The following is a 25,941-nucleotide window of genomic DNA, read 5'->3' on the forward strand; positions in this document are numbered from 1 at the left end:
GACTTGACAAAAACGGCGGCGCAATTCTCTGCGGACTTTACCGGTTGCTAGCAGCAAACGCGGCGCTGTGAAGCAAGTTCCGTGCCGCACAATTTCGCGGAAAAAGTTTGGCGAAGAGGAAACAATTTGATGTAAAAAAATGCGCAGAGTGGGCTTGCAAAATTTGCCGCGACAAATATCAATGCGCTGGAAAAACGGCGCGCGAAAGAGATTTGCAGCGACGGGTTGACGTTTAGAACAGCCCAACCAACACATCGTACACCGCATGCGTGCCGACGGCGATGCCGAAGCCGCGATACAAAAAGAGCGCGGCAAAAAACAGACCGGCGGTGGCGCGAAATAGGAAGGCGTACCACTGGAAGGGCTCGCCCAAGGCGCCTACGTGATGGGCGGCGGCGAAAATCAAACTCGACAGCAGGGCGCTGCCGGCCCAGGCCCAAGCTTGTTGACATCCGCACCAGCGCAACACTTGCGCTAGCAGCGGGACCATCATCAGGCGGAAGAGCAATTCTTCATAAATGCCAGCGCCCATGAAGCTAATTAATCGCCGCAGGGCGTTGGCCAGCGTCATTCCCAGCGAGGCGTGCAACACGGCGGGTGGAGCTTCGCGTGTGACCAACGACTGCAAGTTCGCTTGAATCCGCGCAATCACTACCAGCGCCACGGCCAGCAGCACGCATTCGGCCAGCTTGGCGTACAGCACGCCGGGCGCAACGCGCCAGGGTTGCCGTGTCACGTGGTGCCAACCGGCGAGCAGACCCAAAGTTAGCAACGGCAGCAGGAAATATTGGCTGAAGCCCAACAGATCGAGCAGTTGGCGGAGCCAGACATCGGCGCCATTGCGCATGGCTTGGGGTCCGAGCCACAAGACGCCCAGTTCGTACACAATCAACAAAGGCGTTACAAACGCTAGGCTGGTGAGCGGTCGGCGCGATTGCTGCCAATAATCGCCGTAGAATTTGCCAACCGCGATGGAGTTGCTGGTGGTTGCCGCCTGCATGAACGGTAAGATGAATGCTGTGGATGCGCCGCGCGGCGGGCGAGAAAAGTCGCCGCTGCCCTTGGTCAATACTTCGGACAAAATAACCTTGTCGCTTGAAGCGCCGCGAGCGAGGCGATTTTGTGAGAACGATCGTTGCTATTGGAAGGGTTCAGGGTTCGGGGTTCAGTAAAATACCATCGGCTGATTGCGGCAGCGATGTAAGCAGCCATTCATTTCAAATGCGATTTCGGAACGTGTTGAAGTAACATCTCACCGCTGCTTTGGAACTACTGAACCCCGAACCCTACTGCTAAATCCCCATTCCAAGACAGCGGTGTGCGCCTCTATAATCGGCACAGCTGGAAACGCGCCGCACCCTGTGAGAAACATCCGCCATGGCCAAAACTTCGTCGCCTCGTAAAAGCCGCATATTGATAGCCGACGACAACGCTCCCAACGTGGAGCTGTTGGAGGCGTTTTTGGCTGAGTTCGATTGCGAAATCGCTGTGGCCGTGGATGGGCGCGACACCCTGGACAAGGTAGCGGCTTTCCAGCCCGATTTGATATTGCTGGACATCATGATGCCTAAGCTCAGCGGCTTTGAGGTATGCCGGAAGCTGAAACAGGACCCCCAAACCAAAGACATTATGGTATTGATGGTGACGGCCCTCAACGAATTGGGGGACATCGAGCGGGCCGTCGATTCCGGCACCGACGATTTTTTAAGCAAGCCCGTGAACAAGCTGGAACTGCTGAAGCGGGTGGAAAACATGCTGAAGCTGCATCACGTGACCGACGAATTGGAACGGTTGCGGCGGTACATCGAGAGGATGGAAGACGGCGCGGGCCCGAAGTGACGTTGCCGTGTGGCCAGCGGCGCACTATTCTCTCCCGCAACATTCTGCATTTTGCCTCTGCCCCCGAATGCTTTGCGTCTGCCCGCTGCCCGGCAAATGCGCTTTCATGGAAACATCGCTGCATCGAGAGCTGAAGCGGATGTACGCCGGCGCGGCGGGGCGGATGGAGGTTCGCATAGGGCGGTTCCGCGTCGATGCCATCGTGGAAAACGAACGGGAGCGGGAACTCATCGAAATTCAACACGGGCCGCTATGGGCCATTCGCGATAAAATTCGGCGGCTGACGCGGCGGCACAGGGTGCGAATAGTCAAACCGATCGTGGGTCGCAAGCTTTTGATCAGGCGGAGCCGGCGCGGCGGACCAATCACCGACCGGCGGTTCAGTCCGCGACAGGGCCGGTTGTGCGAGATTTTTGACGAGCTGGTCTATTTCACCCGTGCGTTTCCGCACCGTAATTTATCGATGGACGTGCCGCTGGTGGATGTCGAAGAATGGCGTCATCCGCGGCGGCCACGTCGAGGCGGGAGATGGCGGAAATCGTTCACAGTGGAAGATCTCAAGTTGGTGGCCATTCTGCAAACGTTGCATGTCGCCACGGCGGCGGATTTGCGGCAATTCATTCCGTGCGCGCTGCCGGATCCCTTTCATACGGCACACCTGGCGACGGGATTGGACGTGCATCGCTGGGAAGCGCAACGCATGGCTTATGTGTTGCGAAAAATGGGCGCTGTGCAAACGGTGGGCAGACAGCGCGGCGCGTGGTTGTATCGGTGGAATGAAACTGGTGAGTCTTGCCAAGTGGCTTAGAATCACATCTGCTCGGCCGGTTCGGCTTCGAAAAAGTGTTCGACGCCTTCGGCCTTGGCGATGACGGTGACGCCTTTTTCGGTAACCGTGAAGCCGCGGGCGCGGTCTTGTTCAGCATCGTAGCCGATCATCGTGCCCGGGGGAATGTGGACCCGTTTGTCGATGATGGCGCGGCGGACGAACGTGTGGCGTCCGATGTCGACGCCTTCGAATAAAATGGAATCTTCAACTTTGGCAAAGCTGTTGATGCGGACGTTGGGGCCGAGAATGGAGCGTCGGACGTGGCCGCCGGAAACAATGCAGCCGTTGCAGACGACACTATCGAGCGCTTCGCCGCGACGGGCATCGGGGCCATCTTCGGCAAACACAAATTTTGGCGGCGGATAATTCGGCTGGTACGTACGGATGGGCCATTGCATATCGTACATATTCAGCAGCGGATCGACGGCCACTAAATCCATGTTGGCTTCGTAGTAAGCATCCAACGTGCCGACATCGCGCCAGTAGGCGTCTTGCTTGCGGTTTTCGTCATGGAAGGGAAAGGCAAACACCCGGTGCGTGTCGACAATGGACGGCAGGATATTTCGGCCGAAATCGTGCTGGCTGCCGGGTTGCGTCGCGTCGAGGCATAACTGCTCGAACAAAAACCTCGCGCCGAAGACGTAAATGCCCATCGAGGCCAGGCAATGTCGTGAATCGCCGGGAATGGTTTTGGCCTGGGGATTTTTTTCCTCGAAGCTAGTGACTCGGCCATCGACTTCCATTTCGACCACGCCGAAATGCCGCGATTCCTGGGCCGGGACGCGCAGCACGCCGACGGTGACGTCGGCGTTTTTTTCGAGGTGCGCTTGCACCATGGAGTCGTAATTCATTTTGTAAATGTGATCGCCGGCCAGGATGACCACATAATCGGGGCGTTCTTTTTCCAGGGTGTAAATGTTTTGATAAACGGCGTCGGCGGTTCCTTGGTACCAATGTTCGTCGATGCGCTGCTGCGGCGGCAACACGTCGATAAACTCGTCCAGTTCGCGGCAGAGCAATTGCTTCCAGCCGAGGGTGAGATGCCGATCGAGACTGCTGGCCTTGTACTGCGTGAGGACCAGCACCTTGCGGAGGCCACTGTTCAGGCAATTCGACAAGGTGAAATCGATAATGCGGTACAGGCCGCCGAAGGGAACGGCCGGCTTGGCCCGGTCGCGTGTCAACGGCTCCAAGCGCGTCCCTTTGCCACCGGCTAGGATGACTGCTAAGATGCTGGGCCGCTTGACCTGGCCATTCAATAAATGATGCATTACAGACTCTCCAAGTACCGCCAAACCTGGGGCCTTCCATTCTAACGCAGGTCAGCGTGGGGGCAAACGGGAAAGTTTTAAAGTCGTGGGTCAATTTGAATGCGCGACATGCGTCACAGTTCTTCGTACACCTTTGTGTAAGCTGCGAGCAGTTGGGGCGCCGCATGAAACTGTTGGACGCGGCGCTGTGCGGTTTCGCCCAGGCGTTGAGCCAAAACCAAATTTTCCAACAACGGCAGAGTGGCGCGGGCAAAACCGGCGCGTTCGGTAAGCGGGACGAGAAAGCCGGTTTCGGCGGGGACGACCAATTCGCGATTGCCGGCGGCATCGGCGGCAACGACGGGAACGCCGGCGGCCATTGCTTCCAGCACGGCGCTGGAGTGACCTTCGCGGTCACCGGCTTGCCAGAGCACATCAACGTGCTGCAACAAGCAGGGCACATCGTCGCGAACACCAAGAAAATGCACGCGGCTATCGATTTGGTTCAGCCGGGCATATCGCTCCAAGCGATTTTGCAACGGGCCTTGGCCGATGATCAACAAATGTGCGGGTACACCAACTGCTTTCAATTGATCGGTGGCCCAAATCAATTCCTTGATTCGTTTTTGCTTTTCCAAGCGTCCCACGAAGGCAATCAGTTTAGCCTCCGCGGGGAGGCCGAGCTCCGCAAGCAAATCGCTGCGAGAAAGTGCGCACGGCGGTGGCGCATCGGCGGCGTTGGGAATGAGCGTGAACTTTTCGGCCGGCAACCCGTGTGCGACGCAAGCATTTTTCACGGCCACCGAATTGGCGATGATCCGTTGAGTGCGGCGCGTCAGGCGCCGGTCGATGGCCCATTGGAAATCGACTTTCCAAGTGTCGACGGTTCGTTCCGTGGCAATAATGCCTTTCACTCCGGCAGCAAGTGCCGCAGCCCGACCGTAGGCGTTAGCGTGGAACTGCCACGTTTGGACAAGATCGGGCTGTAAGCGATCGATGTGTTTTCGCAGGCGACTAAAAGCCAGAGGGTCGAGAAGCCAGCGCCGGCCGATGACGGCCACATCGATTCCGGTGCTTTGTAAATCCGCCGTGGCGTGTCCGCCGCAGTTCAATGCCGCGACGTGCAATTCGAATTTCTCGCGCGCTAACCCGGCCGCTAACAGCTTTAATTGCGATGTCGTCCCGCTGGGTTGCAGATCGGAAACGATGTACAGTATGCGACGGGTCACAGAGGCAAATCATCGACAGGGTGAAAAGATGACGGGCAATCTCCGGCGAGCGCTGGCCGTTGCGGGAATTGCGCGCTGCAAACTTGTTCAATGCACTTTTTGCCCGATTTCGTGTTCTTCCAGCGCGGCCAGGTACGGCAGATTGCGGTAGGCGTCTTGATAATCTAGTCCATAACCGACGACGAACGCATTGGGAATTTCGAAGCCGACATATTCCGGCTCCATCATCACCGCCTGACGTCCTTGCTTGCGCAACAGCACGGCACAGCGGACACTGGCGGGGTTGTGTTTGCGAAGTTCGTCGACCAGGGCGATCAGCGTTTTGCCGGTATCAAAAATATCGTCGATCAACAGCACGTGCCGTCCTTTCACGTCGGGCAGCAGATCGAAGTTGATGGTCAACTGTCCCGGGTCAATGGCCGCGCCACGATAGCTGGAGGCCTGCACCAAACCGACGCGCAGCGGCATGATTAGGCGGCGAATTAAATCAGCCAAGAGGACAATGCTGCCGGTGAGCACGCCGACAATGATGAGCGGCTGACCGTTGTAGAATTGGTTGATTTCCTGACCGAGGCGATCGACGCCGGCGTGCAATTGGTCGGCAGTAAGAACGGTTTTCACGAAGGATCCTTCCGGTGGATTTTTTGGGGAATCGCGCCACGGCAAAATATAGCAGCCGCCATTTTAGGAGCGACCTGGAAAAATTGCGAGGAGCGAAAGCAAGAATTTAGCGCTAATTGTCGCGATGAACGTGGTCGGCGAAAGCAGCTTGTGGCCGCCAGTTGCAGCATTTATAGTTTGGTTAGGGATGTCCTTTTGGTGCAAATCAAACTTCTTTCAGAGGAAGACGCCCATGCGCTGGTTGAAGCGGCGGCTGAACTTTCGAAGCGGCTGTGCCGCGGTCTGCGCTGCGCTGGCCGCGCTCATCGCTTGGGCAACATTCGCTGCCGATGTCGATTTAACCAAAGCCATTCAAACATCGGCGGAGCGGAACATCGCGGCTGGACCGTTTCAGCCCACGTGGGAATCGCTCGAGCAGAATTATCATTGTCCGGATTGGTTTCGGGACGCCAAGTTCGGCATTTGGGCGCACTGGACTGCGCAGTGCGTGCCGGAACAAGGCGATTGGTACGCGCGCCGGATGTATATTCAGGGAGACAAAGATTATCAATATCAGGTGGCGCATTACGGACATCCGTCGGAGTTTGGCTTCAAAGACATCGACAACCTGTGGCACGCCGAGAATTGGGATCCCGAAAAGCTGATGCAGCTTTATAAAGCGGCGGGGGCCAAGTATTTTGTCGCGCTGGCAAACCATCACGACAACTTCGACAATTACGATTCGAAGTATCACGAGTGGAACTCGGTGCGCGTGGGACCTCATAAAGACATTGTGGGCACGTGGGCTAAGGTGGCCCGCGAAAATGGGTTGCGGTTTGGCGTGACGAACCATTCGGCGCATGCCTGGCATTGGTTTCAGACCGCGTACGGTTACGACGCCGAGGGGGACAAAGCCGGCGTGCCGTACGACGGTTTTTTGACCATGGCTGACGGGAAAGGGAAATGGTGGGAAGGATTGGATCCGCAGGAGTTATACACGGGGCCGAACATGGTGATGCCTCCGGGGCTGAAAACGATTAAGGAAGGACAAGACTGGCATAATCAGCACGACCGCAAGTGGACGGAAGAGCCGCCGCCGGATAATCCCAAATTTGTGAACACGTGGTTTTTGCGGTGCCAGGACTTGGTCGATAAATACCATCCTGATTTGCTGTATTTTGACGACACGGAGTTGCCGCTGGGCCAGACGGGATTGGACATCGCGGCCCATTATTACAATTCGAACATGTCGGCTCACGCCGGCCATTTGGAGGCGGTGCTCGATGCGAAGAAGTTGAAGCCGGAACATCGTGCCGGGCTGGTGGAAGATTACGAGCGCGGGTTTAGCGACCAAATTCAACCTGATCCGTGGCAAACCGACACGTGTATTGGCCAGTGGCACTACGACCGGGGCACGTTCGAGCGACATCGGTATAAGACCGTCGGCCAGGTGGTGCGGATGCTGGTGGACATCGTGAGCAAGAACGGCAACTTGCTGCTGAATATTCCGGTGAAGGGGGACGGCACGATCGACAGCGATGAAGTCGCTGTTTTGCAAGGCCTGGCGAAATGGATGGATGTCAATGGTGAAGGAATTTTCGGCACGCGGCCGTGGACGGTGTATGGCGAAGGACCGACGAAAGTAACCGGCGGCATGTTTAATGAAGGGCGCGTGAAATATACGGCCGACGATTTGCGCTTTACGACTAAAGACGGCACACTGTATGTGTTTTGCCTGGGCCTGCCGACCGGCGAGGTGAACGTGAAGGCGTTGGGATTGTCAGCTGCGACAACCAAACCGGTGTCGGATATTAAGCTGTTGGGCAGCGACCAGAAGTTGAAGTGGGAGCAGACGGACGAGGGGCTCACGATTCACCCCCCGGAGAAATTTGCCAGCGAAGAAGTGGCGGCGTTTCGGGTGAATTTCAAATGATCCGGTGGATGGAGAATGACCAATGACCAAACGGCCGGCGAGCATAACACTCATTGGTCATTGGGACTTGGTCATTCCTCATTTGTCCGACTCGCTGGCGGCAAGCAAATTTTTCTCGATGCTCGTCAATCGTACGGATAGCCGTTCTTTGGTGGCGACTAAATCGGCCGATTTCTCGGGGGGTTCGTAGGCAAACAGATAGAATTTCAGCTTGGGTTCCGTGCCGGAGGGGCGTACGGCAGCGCGATTGCCGGGCGGGTCGAGATCGAAAATCAACAAGTCGCTTGGCGGCACGTCGCCCAGCGTTTCCTGACCACTGATCACCGACCACTGACCGCCATATTCTGCTTTCTGCTTTCTGCCTTCTGCCTTCGTGAGCACTTGTTGCCGCAAATAATCTCGCGCTTGCCGCACACTCATGCCGCCCAATTGCCGGGGCGGATTGGTCCGCAGCCGCTGCATGACAGCCTGCATTTTCGCCAAACCGTCGGCGCCGGGAAGCGTGTGGTTGATGCTTTTTTCCTGGTGGCAGCCGTATTGCAAAAACAACATGTCGAGTTGCTGGTGCAACGTGCGGCCATGCGTTTTGCATTCGGCGGCCAGCTCGGCTAGTAGCATGGCTGCGATGGCGCCATCTTTATCGCGGACATACGTGCCGGCCAAATAACCGTGGGCCTCCTCAAAACCGAACACGAACTTATCCGGGCCGAGTTCGTCAATTTTGCTGCCGATCCACTTGAAGCCTGTCAGTACGTCGCCATAAGCGCGAACGCCGAACCCTTCAGCCACGCGGCAAATCATGTCGCTGGTAACCAGTGTTTTGATGACGTAATGCTGCGACGTGAGTTGGCCGGATTGTTCCAGCCGCCGCAGCAAAAATTCGCCGAGGAGCGCGCCGATTTGATTGCCGGAAAGAGTGGACCATGAGGAAGGGACGAGGGGTGAGGAGTGAGGGGTGATTGTTAATGGGGCGGCGCAGCCGATGCGGTCGGCATCAGGATCGCTGGCGAGAACGATGTCGGCGTTGCTGGTTTTGGCGTGTTCGATCAGCGTGTCGAACACCGCTGTGTTCTCAGGATTGGCCACGTGATTGGGCACATGCGGAAAATCGCCGTCGGGTGCGGCGTGCGGCTGATAGACTTCGACGTTTTGAAATCCGTCGGCCTGCAAGATCGGCAGCACTGAAGTCAAACCGACACCGTGCAGGGGAGAGTAGAGAATTTTTAAATCACGTGAGCCACGCTTACTTTGGGCCAGCACGGCGGCGCGGTAGCCCGCGTCGCTTTCGGCCTGGCAGAATTGAATGCGGCCGGCGGAAACCGCCTCGGCGAAGGACGTCCGTTTGATCGTTGTGACGCGGCCCACGCATTGAATTATGCCTTCGTCATGCGGCGCGCGCAATTGTCCGCCGGTGGACCAGAATGCTTTGATGGCGTTGTCGGACGGAGGGTTGTGGCTGGCGCTGATCATGATGCCGCACGCACAATGTCGGTTGCGCACAGTGAAGGAAAGTTCCGGCGTGGGGCGAAAGCCGTCGAGGAAAAGCACTTGGAAGCCGTTGGCGACCATGATTTCCGCGCTCAGTTCGGCGAATTGCCGTGAACGGTGGCGGGTGTCGTAGGCGATGGCGCAAGAGATGTCCGTGGTCCGTTGCCCGTGGTCCGTGGAATGGATGTTGGTCGTAGCAACTGACGACGGGCCACGGACTACGGACAAAACGTAATCCGCCAGGCCCTGCACGCTTTCACCCATCGTGCGATCGTTGATGGCATTGGTGCCGATGGGGTACATCCGTCCGCGACGGCCAGCGGTGCCGAACGGAATGACGGTCCAAAAAGCGTCGTCCAATTCGCGCCATTGTTGGGCCTGAATGTGCTCAAGAACTCGCGGCGCATAATCCGCATAGTGCGGCTTGGTGAGCCAAGTGCGGATGTTTTCGACCGCGCTGGCGGAAAGCTGGCCGGCGACTTGGGCAGATTTCAGCGCCGAAAGCGCGGCGTCGATTTGCGCGGCGTCAATGACGGAAGCGGCAGCAGACATGCTGGCATTGTAATGGGCGGGCGAACGATCGCAGAGGGGCGAGCCGAACCGAGGGGCTATTTGCCGCAGTAGTCGATGGCGCGGGCGATTTCGGTTTTGAGATCGGCGCGGGAGACAATGCGGTCGATGAAGCCGTGTTCCAGCAGAAACTCGCTGGTTTGGAAGCCCTTAGGCAGTTCAAGACGGATGGTGGCCTTGATGGTTCGCGGGCCGGCAAAGCCGATCAGGGCTTTAGGCTCGGCGAAGACCAAATCGCCGAGCGAGGCAAAGCTGGCGGCCACGCCGCCCATGGTCGGATTAGTGAGGACGGAGATGAACAGTCCGCCCAAATCGTGATAGCGGGCCAAGGCGGCGGAAACTTTGGCCATTTGCATCAGCGATAAAATGCCCTCATGCATGCGAGCGCCGCCGCCGGAGCCGCTGACAATGATCAGCGGCAGCTTTTCGGCGGTGGCTCGTTCAGTGAGCCGGGTGAGCTTTTCGCCCACGACGGAGCCCATGCTTCCCATGATGAAGGCGGAATCGGTGACGCCGAAGGCGACGCGGCGGGCGCGAATCATGCCGGTGCCGGTGATGGCGGCATCGCGGAGTCCGGTCCGTCTTTGCTCGGCCTTGAGTCGTTCGGCGTATGGTTTTTTGTCGGCAAATCCCAACGGATCGGCGGGCAGTATTTCGGCGAACCATTCCTCGAACGTGCCTTCGTCGAGCACTTGGCGGATGCGCTCCTTGGCTGGCACGTACAGATGATATTCGCATTCGGGGCAAACATTCAGCCGCCGTTCAACTTCTTTTTTATAGATGGTGGCCTGACAGCCGGGACATTGCAGCCAGAGACCTTCGGGAACGCCGCGTTTAGGGCGGCGGCCTGTGGGAGGTTCGCCGGCTGCAGATTCGATATTGCCCGTGGCCACGAATGAACTCGCTTTCTCCTGGCGGCTGATACGTCTGGTTGATCGCCAATTTGATCGATCTGATCCAGTTGCCAAGCCAACAACGACATTAAGTCAAGTTTAACCGCTTTTTAAGGGTGTGTCGCTCTCGAATTTGCGGTGTTTGGCTAATTTAGATGCCATATTTTCAAGGAGCGTCACCCGAGATTGGGCTGGGAAACTGAAATATGGCGGTTCCCGAAAGCCGTTGTCAAATCACGAATAGAACATTTACCGCGGCGACGTTCCCGCTGAGCCTTGGCTGCGGCTTGGCGGTGGAATGACTGTGGCGCCTCGATAGACCATCGGGGGCGTATGGGTTGACGGCTTCGCCGGGACAGCTGTATCAATGCGGCTTTCGACCGTGCCATTAACGGCCTTTGGCGACGTGCCGTTAATCGTGCCCATTGCACCCGTGGCGGGGGCCGGAGACGATAGGGGAGTGTCTTTATCTACGTTCATCACTTCGATGCGGCTGCAACCGTTGGCTGCGCGCCATAAGTCGCTCCAGGGCGTGCCCAAGATGCGATGTTGAACCAGACTCGCCAATGGTTCCGGAATGACCAATACAATGGTCCCTGAGCGATGCTTGCGGGCCAGCTTTTCGATTGCCTCGGTCGCCCGCTTGAGCGCTGCGGCCAACATTTCGCCATCGGGAGGTTGGATGGTTTCTGGACGTTCCTGCCACTGTTTGTAAACCTTGGGCTGTTTGAGGCGAACTTCTTCGACGAGCATTCCCTGCCACAAACCCAAGTTGACATTTTGCAGCCGATCGAGCGATTTCGGATTCAATTCCAGCTTTTGTCCAATAATGACTGCGGTTTCCTCGGCCGAGCGAGAGGGAGAACAATACAGGGCCTTGGGGAGATAAGGCTGCAATTTTTCAGCCGTTTGAGCGGCGGCCTGCCGGCCGGCTTCGCTCAATGGAATGTTGAGGATGCCTTGAATACGGGCTTGGTGATCGTAATCGGTTTGACCGGGTCGAACGAGAATGATTTGGACCATAAACGGATATTGAGTTTACAACTGCCCCCGACTAGCGGAACACCCGCCGCGTTTTGGAAAACGATATACCAGCGCGAGACATGGCCAAGCCCGCGACAGGAGCGCGCGCGAGTTTTCCTCGCCTAGTTCCAGCGGCTTGCAATCGCAATGCGCGACCATAAAGGTGGCAATCACGAATGTGCTTATGGAGAAGGAACGGGTAGTGCCGCGCCGTCTAGACAGCAACCCACCTTGGGCGACCGGAGGACGACTTCAACTTAGGTAAAATTGTTTGCACTCCCGAATGGCGGTCAAAACATGCTGACCGTGGCGGCCAAGCCTTGAATTCCCACTGTTAAAAAACAGCCTAGCCACAGACTCGATTGTACCAGCTTTTCGGAAATCGGTATATGGAGACCGATGCTGATTATCTGCAAAGCTATGTCGTGCAATAAGTTAAGTGTAAATCCATAAATTCGATGGGTGTATTTGAACCACGCTTATGGAGGGTGCTTGCAAGCAGGAAGTGGAGGGCCGTAACTGCCCGCGCCACCGTGAAGCTTGCGAGGGGCTTAGTGCCGCGCCAAATCGTCGCTGCGGGGCAAATCTTCCAGGCTGCGTAGTCGAAAGACTTCCAAAAATCTGGGCGTGGTGAAGTATTTTGCTTGGCTGGGTTTGGCGTCGCCCCGTTCCAATCGCAACAGTCGGCGGCGGACCAAATGGCGCAAAATATGGCCGCTGGGAGCATTTCGCAGCCGGGTTACTTCGGCCGAAGTCAATGGTTCGTTGTAGGCGATCAAGGCCAACACTTCGATGGCCGCCGGCGACAGCCGGGCCGCACGCGTTCGTCCCAACATTCGCTCCCGCAACGGCCCGTACTCGGACTGCAACACCAGGCGGTAGCCAGTCCCTTGGGAGGCGATGGAGTAAGGACAGCCTTGCTCTTTGTAATGGACGTTCAAATCACGGACATAACCGTCGATTTCTTCGGGGGTGACGCCGCGCATCAGGCCGGCCATTTGTTCGCTGGTCAAAGGAGCGTTGTCGGGCCGACCGACGAATAGCATGGCTTCCAAAATGGCCCGCGGACTGATAGGAAACGAATCGTCAGCGGTTGGATCAGCACTGGTCGGTGCTGAGCTATTGGCGGCAGATTGCGCGGCCCGCTCGTTTGCGTCGGCCGCCAGGACAGGATCGCCGGCGACAACCAGCGGAGGCAAGGGAGAATCGGTCGTTTGCCCCAGCATAGCAGCAAACGCCTGGCTGAGCTGATCGAGCGACATACCGGCCGATTCAGGCGGCATCGGGTTGGAGGAAGAATGGGGCATGATAGCGCACTATAGCGCCGCAGATGCCGCCAAGGCAAGATGAACCCCAAGGCTGCCCGAATCTGGCGGGTTCAATTTCAAAGTTTTTTGGCCATTCCGGCGCGCAAGTGCGCCAGCGCATCGCGGGCTAGTTGCTCTTCAGATTCGAACATCCGCCGCCAGATTTTGGTCGCGGCTTGTAAGCCCGGCAGGGCTGTTCCGAACGCCTCGACCACCAGCCAGCCATCGAAGCCAATTTCTTTGAGCGTCCTGAAAGTTTCATCCCAAGCGATTTGCCCGTGGCCGGGCGTGCCGCGGTCATTCTCGGACACATGTACCATCGCCAAATGCGGTGCCGCGACGCGCAGCGCGGCCAGGGGATTTTTTTCTTCAATGTGGGCGTGGAATGTATCGAAAATCATCCGGCAGCGGGGATGGTCGACGGCTTGCACGAAATTCACCGTGTCAGCCACACAGTTGAGAAAATAGCACTCGAAACGGTTAAGGAATTCCAGGCCCAGCGTAACGCCCACTTGTTCGGCGTGCTGGGCCACTTGACGCATGCATTCCACACCCCAGCGCCATTCGTCTTTGGTGCGCGGCTGTCCCGTGAATTCGCCGATGGCCGAGTGATAGGGACCAATCAGCATTTCCGCGCCCAGCGCCTGGCAACAATCCAGGGTGCGCTTGGTGGCCTCGACGGCAGCGGCGCGAATTTTGGGATCGGGGCTGATGGGGTTGTCGGCCGCGGTACGAACCATCGAGGCGGTGCGACGCAAATCCAGATGATCCAAGTGCCGACCCCAGGCCTGGTAATCCAAAGTCAGATCGTGAATGGGCACTTCGACTCCGTCCCAGCCCTGCTCTTTGAGCATTTCCAGCACGGGTAGCAGGTCGTCGTGCAGCCGATCGGTCCACAGCAGCAAGTTGATGCCGAATTGCATGGCGGCGGTGCAAAAGAGTAGATGAGTGTCTACATTCAGGAATCAATCGCGAAACAACCGAGTGGCGACGAGCACTCAACTCGCCAGTCGCTGATCGCAAGAATTTGCTTGGTGAAACAATTCCCCGGCCCGGGCCGTAACCATTTGCCGCGCCTGACCAATCACGTCAATAAACGAATGGGGCAAAGCCGTCAGCCGCACTCGCAGCAGCACCTGATTCAGGCGAAACAATAGTTTGGCATCGTCGGCGTAATCGCACAAGAACCGCACCTGGCAGAAGCGCACAATGAACCAGGTCAGCCGGTCGGTCGAATTTCGCGCGATGCCGTTTACGGTGTGTTGCACGATATGGGGATCGACGGTTTCCATGGCCGTGTAATAGCGGTCCAAGCGGGCGGGATCGCTGGCAATCAGCGCGGCATCGAGCAGCAGTTCCACCAAAATGTGGCCGAGAAAACTAGGCCGATAACCTTCGTCCGGCGGCAGGGCACTGTAGCACAAAACACTCAACGCCCCCGAGAGTTGATTGAACACCAGGGTGTCGTGAAACCAGGCATCATCGTGATGATGTTGCGCAATGCCTTGGGCTACGGCCGCCACGCGCGGATCGGCATGATTCACAAACTCCAGCGCCCGGTCCGAGCGGGTACGCACCCGGCGATCGGCCACGCTGAGCCAATCAGGCACGGCGGTGCCGGCCAGCAGGTAAGGCTGCTCGATAAAGCGATAACCGTGCGCGAAATAATTCATGATTGGAGATGGTTTAGCCTATTCTCCTCTGGGTGGTCGTATTGGCAACCCCGATGGAAGAAGTTCGCTTTTCGCCCGAGGTCCGATGAACTAGGATTGATAGCATGGAAGCGTTGGCTAGCGGCGCGCCAGCGTTTATGCCCTCGTAGCTCAACTGGATAGAGCATCGGATTTCTAATCCGGCGGTTGCAGGTTCGAGTCCTGCCGGGGGTACTGTGAGACAGATTTCGCAATACTCAATGGCCCAAAACGGGCACTTTCGCGGGCTGGGGCGGCTCGTTAAACTAGTTTGATACCGGCTGGCTGCTTCTGGCCCCTGCTGTTGCTTCCCCGTTCACGTATTTTGTCGATCCATGACTGCCGATCCGCACGCTGCATCGCCTTCGCCGGAATCTGAAGGCGTTTCTTCTTCCGCCACGGAAACGGCTTCGGCTGCTGAATCTTCACCTCCTGTGCAACCTGCGCCTGAAGCGATTGCGCCGGAAACCGCCGCGCCCGCTGCCGAAACGTCAGGCGATGCCTCGGCGGAATCGTCCAAGCCGCGCATTCGCATTGGCACACAGCGGCCAGGTGTCGCGGTGCCGCGGGTTGAGCCGCGGGCCAAAGTGGCCTTTCGCACAGTACCGGGACAAGGAGCAGCGCCCGGTGGCGCGCCGCAGCAACCCATCCAGCATCAGCCGGTGGAGCGTCCGCCATCTCACGAACAATATCCGGCCAAGCCCGTGGCGAAAAAACCTCCGCGCCCGGAGGCGCCCCTTAAGCCCGAGGAACTGGGGAGTGCCGCGGTTGTGCTACGCAAAGCAGCGGCCAAGAAATCCAAGTTCGAAGTGCCTGCGTTGCCGACCGAGAAAGTCGAACTGCCAAATTTACGAGCGCCCCTCTCGCCGGAGTTGGAAGCGGAATTGGAAGCAGCGCTGGGCGATCAATCGCTGGACGAAATGATTGCCGCCGAAACAAGCGGCGCAACGGGCACAGCCTCTGGTGAGCCGTTGGAGCCCGAAGCGCGGCTGACCGGAACAGTAGCCCGTATTTTTCGCGACAACGTGTTTGTCGATTTGGGGGGCCGCAATCAAGGCGTACTCACGCTGCACACGCTGCCGCAAGAGCCGAATGTGGGCGATCAAATCGAAGTGGTTGTTAACCGATTCAATGCCGACGACGGCTTGTACGAACTGACGCCGATTGGCGCCAGCGTGCAAGTGGGCGATTGGACCGATATTGCAGAGGGAATCACTGTCGAAGCGCGCATTACTGGACACAATAAAGGCGGTTTGGAGTGCGAAGTGAATAAAATTCGCGGATTCATTCCAGCCGGTCAGATTTCGATTTACCGCGTGGAAAATTTTGAGGAGTTCGTCGGCCAAAGCTGGCCCTGCGTGGTGGTCGAAGCGAACCAGGAGCGGCGGAATTTAGTGCTCAGTCGCCGTGCCATTTTGGAGCGCGAGCAGGCTGAAGCCAAGCAGCAACTTTTATCGCAATTGGAAGTGGGGCAGGTGCGCGATGGGACGGTGCGGAACATTCGCGATTTTGGCGCGTTTGTCGATTTGGGCGGCATCGATGGGATGATTCACGTCAGCCAAATGAGCTGGGACCGCATCAAGCATCCCAGCGAAGTGCTGACGGTCGGCCAAAAAGTAAAAGTGAAAATTCAGAAGATCGATCCGGACACGCACAAAATCAGCCTGGCCTACCGCGATTTGTTCGAAAGCCCTTGGACCAAAGTGCCGGCGAAATATCCGGTGACGAGCAAAGTCAGCGGCATGGTGTCGCGGATCATGGATTTCGGCGCGTTTGTGAAACTGGAGCCTGGCGTGGAGGGGCTGGTGCACATTTCGGAGCTGTCGTACAAGCGTGTGCATCGAGTGACCGACGTGGTGCAGGAGGGACAGCAAGTAGAAGCGAAGGTGCTGTCGGTCGATCCGGAAAATCAGCGGATTAGTTTGTCGATCAAAGTGCTCGGTCCGCCGCCGGAGCCGCCCAAAGAAAAATCAGTCGATGCCGAAGCGGGCGAATCTTTTGTAGCAGCCACTGCCCCGCCCGCCGAACCGCCGAAGAAAAAGCAGCGCAAAGTGCCGCTGCAAGGCGGTCTGGGGCGTTCGCCGCTGGGGGATAAATTCGGCCTGAAGTGGTAGCGAATTCTGGCGTAGGTCAGCCTTTCCAGGCTGACCTGTCAGGCTCGAAAGCCGGACCTACGCCAATCGCTCTTGACCCGGCCGGCCCGATTGTGATTCGATTGGTAGTCTGGGCAAAGCCGTGCCCTATCTCTAGGCCATAAAAACGGTTGCGAAGGCACAAACGGGGCGACACGGTCCAGCGGCTAAGTCGTTGTGACGCCAATAGTTCGCGTCGGCAACTCATAGATCGATACCAGGCGCAAGGATGTGCCGCGAGCAGGCCTTGTGGGCACGTGCTCGTCGTAGGATTGATTGTGATCGATGTTCATCAACTCAGCGACGAGCAGTTGGCGGCGGAAGCGGCCCGCGAAGGGTCCGACGGCCCCGCCTTTGTAGAACTGGTGGAGCGATTTCGCCAGCGGGTGTGGCATATTTGCTATCGCTTGCTGGGCAACGAACACGACGCCAGCGACGCCGCCCAGGAAGTTTTCGTGCGGTTGTTTTTGCACCGCGCCAAGTTTGAAGGCCGCTCTAAGTACAGCACCTGGGTACACGGAATTGCGGTCCGCACCTGTTTAACGTTGCGGCGTGGGCGTGGGCGGCGACAGCGGCGCGAAAGCGTGACCAGCGAGGAAACCATCGAGGCCCATTCGCCCGGCACTCCAGCGCCCACGGAAGGATTATCGCTCGATTTGCTGCAAATGCTCGACATATTGGGCGAAGAAGATCGAGCACTACTGATCCTTAAATACGCGGAAAATTATAGCCACGAAGAGTTAGCGGAAATTTTCGGATTGAGCGTTAGCGCGTGCAAAATGCGGATTAGCCGCGCGCGAGAAAAAATTCAACAGCGATTTGGCGACAAAACAGACGAACCCCATAGCACGAAAAACGGAAATGATGAAACTTAATCGTGGCGGTTTCACGCCGCTTGCGGTTTAGCAAAATTTATAACTGTAATTCACTGACGAAAACAAACTTCGGATCTACCCATGCCAACCGATTTATTGGAACAACTTGCCGAGCTGCCGGTTCCGCCGGCGCCGCCCACCAAGGCGTTTGACCGCGCCATTCACCGGCGGATTAACAGCCGTCTAATTGTGGGACAGATTTGCGATTTTCTGTTTCGCGGATTTGGATTCGCCATTGTGCATTTTGTCAAAGCGGCGTTAGGCGTTGTGCAGCTTACAGTTACGGGAAAACTACCGACCAAAACCGACCGAGGCCCAGGGCCCATGTGACGCCGCGACTTTCCCCGGCAACCCAAACTGTGAGAGGGCAACTCGCCGGTTCAACGCCGGACTTTGCAGCGGTTCCCCGAACCAATCACCGAATTTTCAATTCAACACGAAGTGTTTCGCAGAACGGAGGCTGCGGAAATTAAGTTTTTCTCGACTCACCTTCTTTTACTGATCGCGCGAAGCGACCCAACAACTCAGTCCACCGGACTGAAAGGAGCAGATTGTATGTTTGCAATTTTGGCAGAAGTCACCGAAACCGCCGGCAATGTGGGCGACAAGCTTGCAGAAACGGCCAATGGCGCGGGCACCGCTTTGAAAACCAGTTTCGAAAACGCCTGGGCCCAAATTGTCGATTACACGCCCCGGGTATTGGCCGCGATTATTGTGCTGGTGGCGGGCTATTTCGTCGCCAAGTTAGTCGCTCGGGCTGTTACGCTGTTGTGTGAACGCGCCGGCTTGCAACGCGCCGCCGAGCGCAGCGGATTGTGGGAATCGATGACCCACATGAACATCAAGCGGAACGTGCCGGCGATTGTGGGCACGATTGTGTTTTGGGGATTGATGCTGGTGTTTTTGATGGCCGGGTTCAACATTTTGAAAATCACCTCGGTTTCCGATTCGATTAGTCAAGTCGTGGCGTACATTCCTAACGTGTTGGTCGCCACGGTGATGGTCGTGGTGGGCTTGCTCGTGGCCGGCTTCCTGCGGGGTGTGATTGCCACCAGCGCTGACCGCGTGGGCATCAGCTATGCCGACCACTTGGCCAATGGCTGCTATTACATTATGGGCCTGATGGTGTTCATGGCCGCGTTCGACCAACTGCACATTCATTTTGAGTTGCTGAATTACGCCATCCTGATCGTGTTCGGCGGATTGGCCTTGGGCTTCGGACTGGCGCTGGGCTTGGGAGGCCGCGACACGATGGCCGGCATTTTGGCCGGGTACTACGTGCGGCAACGCTTGCAAGCGGGCGACCATGTAACCGTGGGTCGCTTGGAAGGCACGGTGCGTGAAGTCGGTCCGGTGGCGACGATTATCGAAACCGAAGAGGAAGGCATGCTGAATCGGCACAGTGTTCCGAATTCCAAAATGCTGAACGAGGCCGTGCGGTAAGGCCCGAGTGATACAATGCCGGCGATGTCATCGCCGGCTCAATCGCACCTCGTTTAACAAAGAGTTACCGTCGTTTAGGCGGAAAACGACAGCGGCCCTGGGAGTTCCTTGCGGATTCCCAGGGCCGACTTTTTTTGAATGACTAATGACCAAATCCCAATGATCAATGTTGGTTTCAATCCTTACTTTTCATTGGTCATTGGTGCTTGGGCATTGGTCATTTTCCACTGAACTGCCGCCAGAAGTAATACGTCGCCAGGGAAAAGCCGATGACGACGATAATCCGCCGCACGACGACTTTGTCGATTTTCTGCGCCAGCGTGGCCCCGACAAAGCCGCCGAGCATCGAACAGGCGATCATTGGGCCGGCCAGCGACCAATCGATTTCTCCGCGCGTCAAGAACACGGTGAGCGCCATGATATTGATGGCAAAGGCCAAGCAATTTTTTAGACCGTTCATTACGTGAATGTCGGCCAGGCCCATCAGGCCCAGCGCGCTGAGCATGAGAATGCCGATGCCGGCGCCGAAGTAGCCGCCGTAAATCGCCACGAAGAATTGAAACACGATGATCGCGATCAGCGTCCCGCCGTGCGGCTCGGCATGCGGCGCGCCAATGCCGGTCCAACGGGCAATTTGCGGTTGCAGCACGAACAGCACGGCCGCCGTCAAAATCAGCCACGGCACCAGCGCGCTGAATTGATCGGGAAAGCCAACGACCAACCAGCCGCCGAGCAACCCGCCCAGCAAACTCGGCGGCAACAACCACTTGAGCCAGTGGCGCGAATGTTTGAGCTGGCTGCGATAACCCCAAGCGGCGGCGAAAATTCCAGGGATCAGCGCCATGGTGCTGGTTTGGTTGGCAACCACGTCGGCGTGTTTGTGATCGCCGAATTTACGCATCAGCACGGCCGTCAGCACGGGAAATGTCAGCAGCGTGCCGCCGCCGGCCACAGAATTTACCGCTCCGGCCGCCATCGCCGCACAGCATACTAAAATTATTTCCCAATTCATGGCCGGAGTGTAACGTGCGATGCGGTTGCGTGCTAGCCGATGTGCCCCGCCTCCGCGCCATAGCAAAATCAGGATATACTCGCTCTCGCTGTATGGAAACTGAACCCTGAACCCTGAACCCGCGTAATGCCCTATCTCATCGGCACGGACGAAGCCGGTTACGGCCCAAACTTTGGACCCTTGGTAATTACCGCCACGGTGTGGGACATCGACGACGGCCTCGATTGCGCAGCGCTCTACAAGCATTTGCGACGGCATGTGACGGCGCAAGTCGCGCGGGCGAGCAAAAAGAAAATTGTCTGGGCCGATTCCAAAGCGATTTACAAAAACGTCTGCGGGCTGGAACATCTGGAGCGTGGCGTGCTGGCGGCGCTGGGATTGTTGGGTCGAATGCCGCGTCAATGGTGCGAGCTGTGGCATTGGCTCGATCCGCAATTCGCCCCGCGCATCGACGAATTGCCGTGGCACCTGGGTTACGCGGCCGATGTGCCGCTGTGGACCGACGGCGAAGAGTTGGCGGCGCTGATCGATGTGCTCAAGTCCGGTTTGGAAACACTCGGCGTGCGATTGATGGGGCTGCTGTCTCGCGCCGTGTTTCCTGACGAATTCAATCGGCTTGTCGAGGCCAGCAATAAGGCCGACGCCTTGTCGCGCATCACGCTGGGCCTGGTGGCCGAGGCATTGACGCTAGTGCCACAGGGTTGCGTGCAAGTGTTTTGCGACAAGCACGGCGGGCGAGATTATTATCATCCGTTGTTGCAAATCCAATTTGAAGATGCGTGGATTGAAGTGCGGCAGGAATCAGAGGGCATCAGTTGTTATCGCTTCGGGCCTGAAGAGCGGCGCGTGGAGATTGGCTTTTACGTCCAGGGCGAGCGTTTTTTGCCCGTCGCCTTGGCCTCGATGACTTCCAAATACTTGCGTGAAGCGGCAATGCGCCCGTTCAACGAATTTTGGTGTGCCCGGGTGCCGGGTTTGAAACCGACGGCGGGCTATCCGAGCGATTCGCATCGCTTCAGAAAGCAAATTGCCGCCGCACAGCGCGAATTGGCAATTGAGGACCACATTCTGTGGCGCAGCCGGTGAAAGTCTTTTTGCCCGCTAGTCTCACAGTGGCGATTTGAGATGCCCGCCGCCTTCAATTACAATCCAAACATCCTCGTCTCTCGCCTCTAACCCCTCGATCCTACATCATGATTCTTTACGTTGTTCGCCATGCGTGGGCCGGAGACCGTGACGAAGGGCAGTGGCCCGACGATTTGCTGCGTCCGCTGACCGACGACGGTAAAAAGCGGTTCAATAAATTGTTGAAACGGTTGACCGACGTGCGCTTTGCGCCGGCGATGATCGCGACAAGTCCGCTGGTGCGCTGCGTGCAAACCGCGGAGATCATTGCCAAGCGATTTCCCAGTCGGCCAAGCATCGTGCAGCTCGATGCGTTAGCCCCCGGCTCGAACTTGGAATCGCTGGTTCAATGGACCGCAGAAGCGAATCATGACGAAATCGCGTGGGTAGGTCACGACCCCGACGTGCGGCATTTGGTGGCCCGACTGATTGGCGGCGACAGTGCCAGCATTCGCATTCGCAAAGGGGCCGTCGCGGCCATCCGCTTTGAAGAGGAAATGGCCATCGGCAAGGGCGAGTTGCAATGGCTGGCCACGGCAAAGCTGCTGGGCGTGTGAATTCAGGCGATTTGTTGTCGCACACGACACCAGACCGCAGCCGCTGGCCCCTCCTGCCGCATCCTTGTTATCAATAATCATTATTGTTAAAATTCAGCGCCGCTCTGGGGCTCACCTTCTTGATTGTCGCTTGAGGCGCTTCCGGCATAAACTTGCCGAAATCGATTCGCATTCTTCCACCCGCAAGGCATCTATCATGTCCACTGCAACAAAATTTCCGTTCAGGCACGCTGCCGGCGGCGGCACGTCGAATCTCGACTGGTGGCCCAACCAGTTGAAGCTCGAACTACTAAGCCAGCATTCCTCCAAGTCCAATCCCATGGAGTCGGATTTCAACTACGCCAAAGAGTTTAACAGTCTGGACTTGGCCGCCGTCAAGAAAGATCTTGCGAAGCTGATGACCGATTCGCAAGACTGGTGGCCGGCCGATTTCGGCCACTACGGCCCGTTGTTCATTCGCATGGCCTGGCACAGTGCGGGCACCTACCGGACGGGCGATGGCCGCGGCGGCGGCGGGCGCGGCCAGCAGCGCTTTGCGCCGCTGAACAGTTGGCCGGACAATGTCAGCCTGGACAAGGCCCGTCGGCTCCTGTGGCCGATCAAGCAAAAGTACGGCCGCAAAATTTCCTGGGCCGACCTGATGATTCTGACCGGCAATGTCGCGCTGGAAACCATGGGATTCAAAACTTTCGGTTTCGCCGGCGGCCGCGAAGATGTTTGGGAGCCCGATCAGGATGTTTACTGGGGCGCTGAGAAGAAATGGCTGGGCGACCAGCGCTATTCTGGCGCTCGCGAACTCGAAAATCCGCTGGCTGCCGTGCAAATGGGGCTGATTTACGTTAACCCCGAAGGTCCCGACGGCAATCCCGATCCGGTCAAAGCCGCGGTCGATATTCGCGAAACCTTCAAGCGCATGGCCATGAACGACGAGGAAACCGTCGCCCTGATCGCCGGCGGCCACTCGTTCGGCAAAACGCATGGCGCCGCCCCGGCAACCAATGTGGCGGTTGAGCCCGAAGGGGCCGGTCTCGACGAGCAAGGCCTGGGCTGGAAAAACAGCTTTGGCACGGGCAGTGGCCGCGACGCAATCACCAGCGGACTGGAAGTCACCTGGACCGCCACGCCCACGAAGTGGAGCATCAACTTCCTGGAGAATTTGTTCGGCAACGAATGGGAGCTGACCAAAAGCCCGGCTGGCGCGCATCAATGGGTGGCCAAAGGAGCGAAAGCGACCATTCCCGATGCGTTCGATCCGTCGAAAAAACGCCTGCCGACGATGCTCACCACCGACTTGTCGCTGCGGCTTGACCCGGCGTACGAAAAAATCTGCCGGCGGTTCATGCAGCATCCCGATCAATTCGCCGACGCCTTCGCCCGGGCCTGGTTCAAGTTGACGCACCGCGATATGGGTCCCCGCGCCCGTTATCTCGGTCCGGAGGTTCCCAAGGAAGAACTGATTTGGCAGGATCCGATTCCCGCGGTGAATCACAAATTGATCGATGCCGGCGACATCGTGGCGCTCAAAAGCAAAATCCTCGCATCCGGTTGCTCGGTATCGCAACTCGTTTCGACCGCCTGGGCTTTGGCCTCCACATTCCGCGGTTCCGACAAGCGCGGCGGCGCAAACGGCGCCCGCATTCGACTGGCGCCGCAAAAAGATTGGGAAGTGAATCAGCCGGCCCAACTTGCAAAAGTGTTGAAAACTTTGGAGGGAATTCAACGTGAATTCAACGGCGCCCAAACCGGCGGCAAGAAGATTTCGCTGGCCGATCTGATTGTTCTAGCCGGGTGCGCCGGCGTCGAACAGGCTGCGAAGAATGCCGATGTTCAAGTCACGGTTCCCTTCTCACCAGGCCGCATGGATGCTTCGCAAGAGCAAACCGACGTGGAATCGTTCGCCGTGCTGGAGCCCATTGCCGACGGCTTCCGCAATTACCTCAAGGGCAAATACACCATACCGGCCGAAGCGCTGCTGGTTGATAAGGCCCAACTGCTGACGCTCACAGCGCCGGAAATGACAGTGCTCATCGGCGGCATGCGCGTGCTCAATACCAATGCCGGCGCCATGAAGCACGGCGTGTTCACCAAGCGGCCGGAAACCCTCACCAACGATTTCTTCGTGAATCTCTTGGACATGGGCACTGAATGGCGGCCGGTCACCAAAGAAGCCGACATGTTCGAAGGGCGCGATCGCAAAACGGGCCAGCCCAAGTGGACCGCCACGCGGGTCGATCTGGTGTTCGGCTCAAATTCCCAACTGCGGGCCTTGGCCGAAGTTTACGCCAGCTCCGACGGCCAAAAAAAGTTTGTCCACGACTTCGTCGCCGCCTGGAACAAGGTGATGAACCTGGATCGCTTCGACCTCGCCCGATTGTAGGCCCTGGCTAGTTCATGGTCGCGGTCGGGGGAGGCAATTTGCGGTGCTTCGTCGTTGTTCCGTGGCGCGGTAGAATTATGATATGGCCAGCGATCAAGACGAGTTATATCAGGAACACATTCTCGATCATTACGAGCGGCCCTATCATTGCGGCCATTGCCCGGCGGCCACGCATGCCCATGAAGACGACAACCCGTTGTGCGGCGACGTAGTGCGGGTGGAGTTGACGATTGCCGATAATCGCGTCCGCCAGGCGTGGTTCAACGGCAGCGGCTGCTGCATCAGCCAGGCGGCGGCCTCGATGCTGATGCAGGCGGTCGAAGGCAAGTCGCTGGCAGAAATTCAGCATTTTAGCGGCGAAGATATGCTCCGTTTGTTTGCGGCGCGGCTGACGCCCAATCGTCAAAAATGCTGTCTTCTCGGTTGGCGCGTGCTGCAAAGCGCCTTGTTTTCACCCCGACCGTCCAATCACGGGAATGCGGATGAGCACCAAACCGCTTGAAACCATCGACGCGAAGCGGCTGCGGCAGGATTTTCCGATCCTCACGGCCCGCCGTCCCGATGGCAAGCAGCTTGTGTATCTCGACAACGCCGCCAGCACCCAGCGCCCGCGCCAAGTGATTGACGTCATGGTGGACGTGTACGCGGCCCGTTACGCCAATGTGCATCGCGGCATTCACTGGCTGAGTGAACAAGCGACCGATTTGTACGAGGCGGCCCGCGAAAAAATTCGCGCATTTCTTAATGCCCCGGCGCTGGTAGAGGTGATCTTCACGCATGGCACGACCGAAAGCATCAATCTGGTGGCACGAAGTTGGGGCGACGCCAATTTGAAGACGGGCGACGAGATTTTGCTCACCGAGTTGGAGCACCATTCCAATATTGTCCCCTGGCAGCAATTGGCCGCCCGCACCGGCGCGACTGTCCGGTGGCTACCGATCAGCGATGACGGTCGGCTACGGCTTGACTTGCTGGGCGACCTGCTCGGCAAGCGCACCAAAATGGTGGCCGTGGCCGGCGTTTCGAACGTGTTGGGCACGATCAATCCTGTGACCGAAATTGCCCAGCGCGCGCATGCCGCCGGGGCGGTAATCCTGGTCGACGCCGCACAATGGGCCCCGCATTTGCCGCTCGATGTTCAAGCGCTGGGGGCCGATTTCGTCGCCTTTAGCGGGCATAAAATGCTGGGACCAACCGGTGTGGGTGTGCTGTGGGGCCGGCGAGAATTGCTGGAGACCATGCCGTCGTTTCTCGGCGGTGGCGGCATGATTCGGCGCGTTCGCAAAGACGGTTTTGAGCCGGCCGAACTGCCCGCCAAGCTCGAAGCCGGCACGCCGCCGATTGTGGAGGCGATTGGGTTGGGCGCGGCGATCGATTATCTCAACGCCATTGGACTGAAAAACATTGCCCGCCACGAACAATTGCTCACCCAGCGAGCTGTAGGAGTGTTGTCCGCGATCAAAGACGTCCGCCTGCTCGGCCCGCGGATAGAGACAACTGACCACGGACCACGGACCACGGACCATTCCGGCATCGTCAGTTTCACGGTCGAGGGCATTCATGCCCATGACGTGGCGCAACTGCTCGATCGGCATGGCATTGCCGTTCGGGCCGGTCATCACTGCGCCATGCCGCTGCACCAACGGTTGGGCCTAACCGCCACCGCGCGGGCCAGTTTTTATTTTTACAACACACCGGCCGAAGTCGATGCATTGGCGACGGCGCTTGAGGATGCAAAGCGGGTATTTAGAAGAAGGTAGGCTTTTTC

At 57.7% G+C, this 25,941-nt stretch carries 23 protein-coding genes and 1 tRNA gene; 13 read left to right on the forward strand and 11 right to left on the reverse strand.

Going from position 1 to position 25,941, the window contains the following annotated elements; genetic code table 11:
- Positions 1-232: 232 nt before the first annotated feature.
- A complete protein-coding gene (locus VMJ32_17540; protein HTQ40827.1) occupies positions 233-1,081 on the reverse strand; it encodes a CPBP family intramembrane glutamic endopeptidase in 849 nt (282 codons plus the stop codon).
- Positions 1,082-1,377: 296 nt separating this feature from the next.
- Between VMJ32_17540 and VMJ32_17545 the strand changes: the two genes are divergently transcribed.
- Together VMJ32_17545 and VMJ32_17550 are read left to right on the forward strand one after the other, a co-directional pair.
- Complete coding sequence (locus tag VMJ32_17545; protein HTQ40828.1) at positions 1,378-1,839, forward strand: response regulator; 462 nt, start codon at positions 1,378-1,380, stop codon at positions 1,837-1,839.
- 106 nt (positions 1,840-1,945) lie between these two features.
- Positions 1,946-2,647 carry a hypothetical protein gene (locus VMJ32_17550; protein HTQ40829.1) on the forward strand — a complete coding sequence of 234 codons (702 nt, stop codon included), beginning with the start codon at positions 1,946-1,948 and terminating at the stop codon, positions 2,645-2,647.
- 2 nt (positions 2,648-2,649) lie between these two features.
- Here VMJ32_17550 and glgC read toward each other — a convergent pair whose 3' ends face one another.
- The 3 genes from glgC to hpt form a co-directional block, all read right to left on the reverse strand.
- The gene (glgC, locus tag VMJ32_17555; GenBank protein ID HTQ40830.1) at positions 2,650-3,939 is read right to left on the reverse strand and encodes a glucose-1-phosphate adenylyltransferase; all 1,290 of its coding nucleotides are present in this window, start codon (positions 3,937-3,939) and stop codon (positions 2,650-2,652) included.
- Positions 3,940-4,052: 113 nt separating this feature from the next.
- Positions 4,053-5,147: a glycosyltransferase gene (locus VMJ32_17560; GenBank protein HTQ40831.1), complete on the reverse strand. Its 1,095-nt coding sequence runs from the start codon at positions 5,145-5,147 to the stop codon at positions 4,053-4,055.
- An 87-nt stretch (positions 5,148-5,234) separates the two neighbouring features.
- Complete coding sequence (gene hpt / locus VMJ32_17565) at positions 5,235-5,768, reverse strand: hypoxanthine phosphoribosyltransferase (GenBank protein HTQ40832.1); 534 nt, start codon at positions 5,766-5,768, stop codon at positions 5,235-5,237.
- A gap of 232 nt (positions 5,769-6,000) precedes the next feature.
- On the opposite strand from hpt, the gene VMJ32_17570 reads away from it, so the two are divergent.
- Positions 6,001-7,680 carry an alpha-L-fucosidase gene (locus VMJ32_17570; GenBank protein HTQ40833.1) on the forward strand — a complete coding sequence of 560 codons (1,680 nt, stop codon included), beginning with the start codon at positions 6,001-6,003 and terminating at the stop codon, positions 7,678-7,680.
- Positions 7,681-7,758: 78 nt separating this feature from the next.
- On the opposite strand, the gene VMJ32_17575 is transcribed toward VMJ32_17570, so the two are convergent.
- From VMJ32_17575 to VMJ32_17600, 6 genes are all read right to left on the reverse strand, one after another.
- A complete protein-coding gene (locus VMJ32_17575; GenBank protein HTQ40834.1) occupies positions 7,759-9,720 on the reverse strand; it encodes a phospho-sugar mutase in 1,962 nt (653 codons plus the stop codon).
- A 56-nt stretch (positions 9,721-9,776) separates the two neighbouring features.
- A complete protein-coding gene (accD, locus tag VMJ32_17580) occupies positions 9,777-10,631 on the reverse strand; it encodes an acetyl-CoA carboxylase, carboxyltransferase subunit beta (GenBank protein ID HTQ40835.1) in 855 nt (284 codons plus the stop codon).
- A gap of 249 nt (positions 10,632-10,880) precedes the next feature.
- Entirely contained in the window at positions 10,881-11,654 is a 774-nt protein-coding gene (locus tag VMJ32_17585) for a histidine phosphatase family protein (GenBank protein HTQ40836.1), read from the reverse strand.
- Positions 11,655-12,205: 551 nt separating this feature from the next.
- The gene (locus VMJ32_17590; protein ID HTQ40837.1) at positions 12,206-12,961 is read right to left on the reverse strand and encodes an SMC-Scp complex subunit ScpB; all 756 of its coding nucleotides are present in this window, start codon (positions 12,959-12,961) and stop codon (positions 12,206-12,208) included.
- Positions 12,962-13,038: 77 nt separating this feature from the next.
- Positions 13,039-13,884 carry a sugar phosphate isomerase/epimerase gene (locus VMJ32_17595; protein ID HTQ40838.1) on the reverse strand — a complete coding sequence of 282 codons (846 nt, stop codon included), beginning with the start codon at positions 13,882-13,884 and terminating at the stop codon, positions 13,039-13,041.
- A gap of 75 nt (positions 13,885-13,959) precedes the next feature.
- Entirely contained in the window at positions 13,960-14,634 is a 675-nt protein-coding gene (locus VMJ32_17600) for a hypothetical protein (GenBank protein ID HTQ40839.1), read from the reverse strand.
- A gap of 139 nt (positions 14,635-14,773) precedes the next feature.
- Here VMJ32_17600 and VMJ32_17605 point away from each other — a divergent pair.
- The 5 genes from VMJ32_17605 to VMJ32_17625 all read left to right on the forward strand — a co-directional run bounded on the left by VMJ32_17605 (position 14,774) and on the right by VMJ32_17625 (position 19,102).
- Positions 14,774-14,847 (forward strand) — tRNA-Arg (locus VMJ32_17605).
- A 140-nt stretch (positions 14,848-14,987) separates the two neighbouring features.
- Entirely contained in the window at positions 14,988-16,766 is a 1,779-nt protein-coding gene (locus VMJ32_17610) for a S1 RNA-binding domain-containing protein (protein HTQ40840.1), read from the forward strand.
- Between the two features lie 296 nt (positions 16,767-17,062).
- On the forward strand, positions 17,063-17,659 hold the full coding sequence (locus VMJ32_17615) for an RNA polymerase sigma factor (GenBank protein HTQ40841.1): 597 nt from the start codon (positions 17,063-17,065) through the stop codon (positions 17,657-17,659).
- An 81-nt stretch (positions 17,660-17,740) separates the two neighbouring features.
- Positions 17,741-17,989: a hypothetical protein gene (locus VMJ32_17620; protein HTQ40842.1), complete on the forward strand. Its 249-nt coding sequence runs from the start codon at positions 17,741-17,743 to the stop codon at positions 17,987-17,989.
- A gap of 225 nt (positions 17,990-18,214) precedes the next feature.
- The gene (locus tag VMJ32_17625; GenBank protein HTQ40843.1) at positions 18,215-19,102 is read left to right on the forward strand and encodes a mechanosensitive ion channel domain-containing protein; all 888 of its coding nucleotides are present in this window, start codon (positions 18,215-18,217) and stop codon (positions 19,100-19,102) included.
- 217 nt (positions 19,103-19,319) lie between these two features.
- Here the strand turns inward: VMJ32_17625 and VMJ32_17630 are convergent, their stop codons facing one another.
- Positions 19,320-20,114 (reverse strand): sulfite exporter TauE/SafE family protein, encoded by a 795-nt coding sequence (locus VMJ32_17630; GenBank protein HTQ40844.1) that lies wholly within the window; start codon positions 20,112-20,114, stop codon positions 19,320-19,322.
- A gap of 126 nt (positions 20,115-20,240) precedes the next feature.
- On the opposite strand from VMJ32_17630, the gene VMJ32_17635 reads away from it, so the two are divergent.
- The 5 genes from VMJ32_17635 to VMJ32_17655 all read left to right on the forward strand — a co-directional run bounded on the left by VMJ32_17635 (position 20,241) and on the right by VMJ32_17655 (position 25,933).
- Positions 20,241-21,200, forward strand: coding sequence for a hypothetical protein (locus tag VMJ32_17635; protein ID HTQ40845.1), 960 nt, complete (start codon positions 20,241-20,243; stop codon positions 21,198-21,200).
- A gap of 107 nt (positions 21,201-21,307) precedes the next feature.
- A complete protein-coding gene (locus tag VMJ32_17640) occupies positions 21,308-21,796 on the forward strand; it encodes a phosphoglycerate mutase family protein (protein ID HTQ40846.1) in 489 nt (162 codons plus the stop codon).
- A gap of 196 nt (positions 21,797-21,992) precedes the next feature.
- Positions 21,993-24,173 carry a catalase/peroxidase HPI gene (katG, locus tag VMJ32_17645; GenBank protein HTQ40847.1) on the forward strand — a complete coding sequence of 727 codons (2,181 nt, stop codon included), beginning with the start codon at positions 21,993-21,995 and terminating at the stop codon, positions 24,171-24,173.
- Between the two features lie 82 nt (positions 24,174-24,255).
- A complete protein-coding gene (locus VMJ32_17650; protein ID HTQ40848.1) occupies positions 24,256-24,675 on the forward strand; it encodes an iron-sulfur cluster assembly scaffold protein in 420 nt (139 codons plus the stop codon).
- On the forward strand, positions 24,656-25,933 hold the full coding sequence (locus tag VMJ32_17655) for a cysteine desulfurase (protein HTQ40849.1): 1,278 nt from the start codon (positions 24,656-24,658) through the stop codon (positions 25,931-25,933). The genes VMJ32_17650 and VMJ32_17655 overlap by 20 nt, the downstream gene beginning before the upstream one ends.
- Positions 25,934-25,941: the final 8 nt, after the last annotated feature.

Source organism: Pirellulales bacterium, assembly GCA_035499655.1.
Lineage (GTDB): Bacteria > Planctomycetota > Planctomycetia > Pirellulales > JADZDJ01 > DATJYL01.

Excerpts from the sequence above, each read along its gene's own strand:
- VMJ32_17545 (HTQ40828.1), top strand. The coding sequence starts at position 1,378 with ATGGCCAAAACTTCGTCGCCTCGTAAAAGCCGCATATTGATAGCCGAC.
- VMJ32_17550 (HTQ40829.1), top strand. The coding sequence starts at position 1,946 with ATGGAAACATCGCTGCATCGAGAGCTGAAGCGGATGTACGCCGGCGCG.
- glgC (HTQ40830.1), bottom strand. The coding sequence starts at position 3,939 with ATGCATCATTTATTGAATGGCCAGGTCAAGCGGCCCAGCATCTTAGCA.
- VMJ32_17570 (HTQ40833.1), top strand. The coding sequence starts at position 6,001 with ATGCGCTGGTTGAAGCGGCGGCTGAACTTTCGAAGCGGCTGTGCCGCG.
- VMJ32_17575 (HTQ40834.1), bottom strand. The coding sequence starts at position 9,720 with ATGTCTGCTGCCGCTTCCGTCATTGACGCCGCGCAAATCGACGCCGCG.
- VMJ32_17585 (HTQ40836.1), bottom strand. The coding sequence starts at position 11,654 with ATGGTCCAAATCATTCTCGTTCGACCCGGTCAAACCGATTACGATCAC.
- VMJ32_17590 (HTQ40837.1), bottom strand. The coding sequence starts at position 12,961 with ATGCCCCATTCTTCCTCCAACCCGATGCCGCCTGAATCGGCCGGTATG.
- VMJ32_17595 (HTQ40838.1), bottom strand. The coding sequence starts at position 13,884 with ATGCAATTCGGCATCAACTTGCTGCTGTGGACCGATCGGCTGCACGAC.
- VMJ32_17600 (HTQ40839.1), bottom strand. The coding sequence starts at position 14,634 with ATGAATTATTTCGCGCACGGTTATCGCTTTATCGAGCAGCCTTACCTG.
- VMJ32_17610 (HTQ40840.1), top strand. The coding sequence starts at position 14,988 with ATGACTGCCGATCCGCACGCTGCATCGCCTTCGCCGGAATCTGAAGGC.
- VMJ32_17620 (HTQ40842.1), top strand. The coding sequence starts at position 17,741 with ATGCCAACCGATTTATTGGAACAACTTGCCGAGCTGCCGGTTCCGCCG.
- VMJ32_17625 (HTQ40843.1), top strand. The coding sequence starts at position 18,215 with ATGTTTGCAATTTTGGCAGAAGTCACCGAAACCGCCGGCAATGTGGGC.
- VMJ32_17630 (HTQ40844.1), bottom strand. The coding sequence starts at position 20,114 with ATGAATTGGGAAATAATTTTAGTATGCTGTGCGGCGATGGCGGCCGGA.
- VMJ32_17635 (HTQ40845.1), top strand. The coding sequence starts at position 20,241 with ATGCCCTATCTCATCGGCACGGACGAAGCCGGTTACGGCCCAAACTTT.
- VMJ32_17640 (HTQ40846.1), top strand. The coding sequence starts at position 21,308 with ATGATTCTTTACGTTGTTCGCCATGCGTGGGCCGGAGACCGTGACGAA.
- katG (HTQ40847.1), top strand. The coding sequence starts at position 21,993 with ATGTCCACTGCAACAAAATTTCCGTTCAGGCACGCTGCCGGCGGCGGC.
- VMJ32_17650 (HTQ40848.1), top strand. The coding sequence starts at position 24,256 with ATGGCCAGCGATCAAGACGAGTTATATCAGGAACACATTCTCGATCAT.
- VMJ32_17655 (HTQ40849.1), top strand. The coding sequence starts at position 24,656 with ATGAGCACCAAACCGCTTGAAACCATCGACGCGAAGCGGCTGCGGCAG.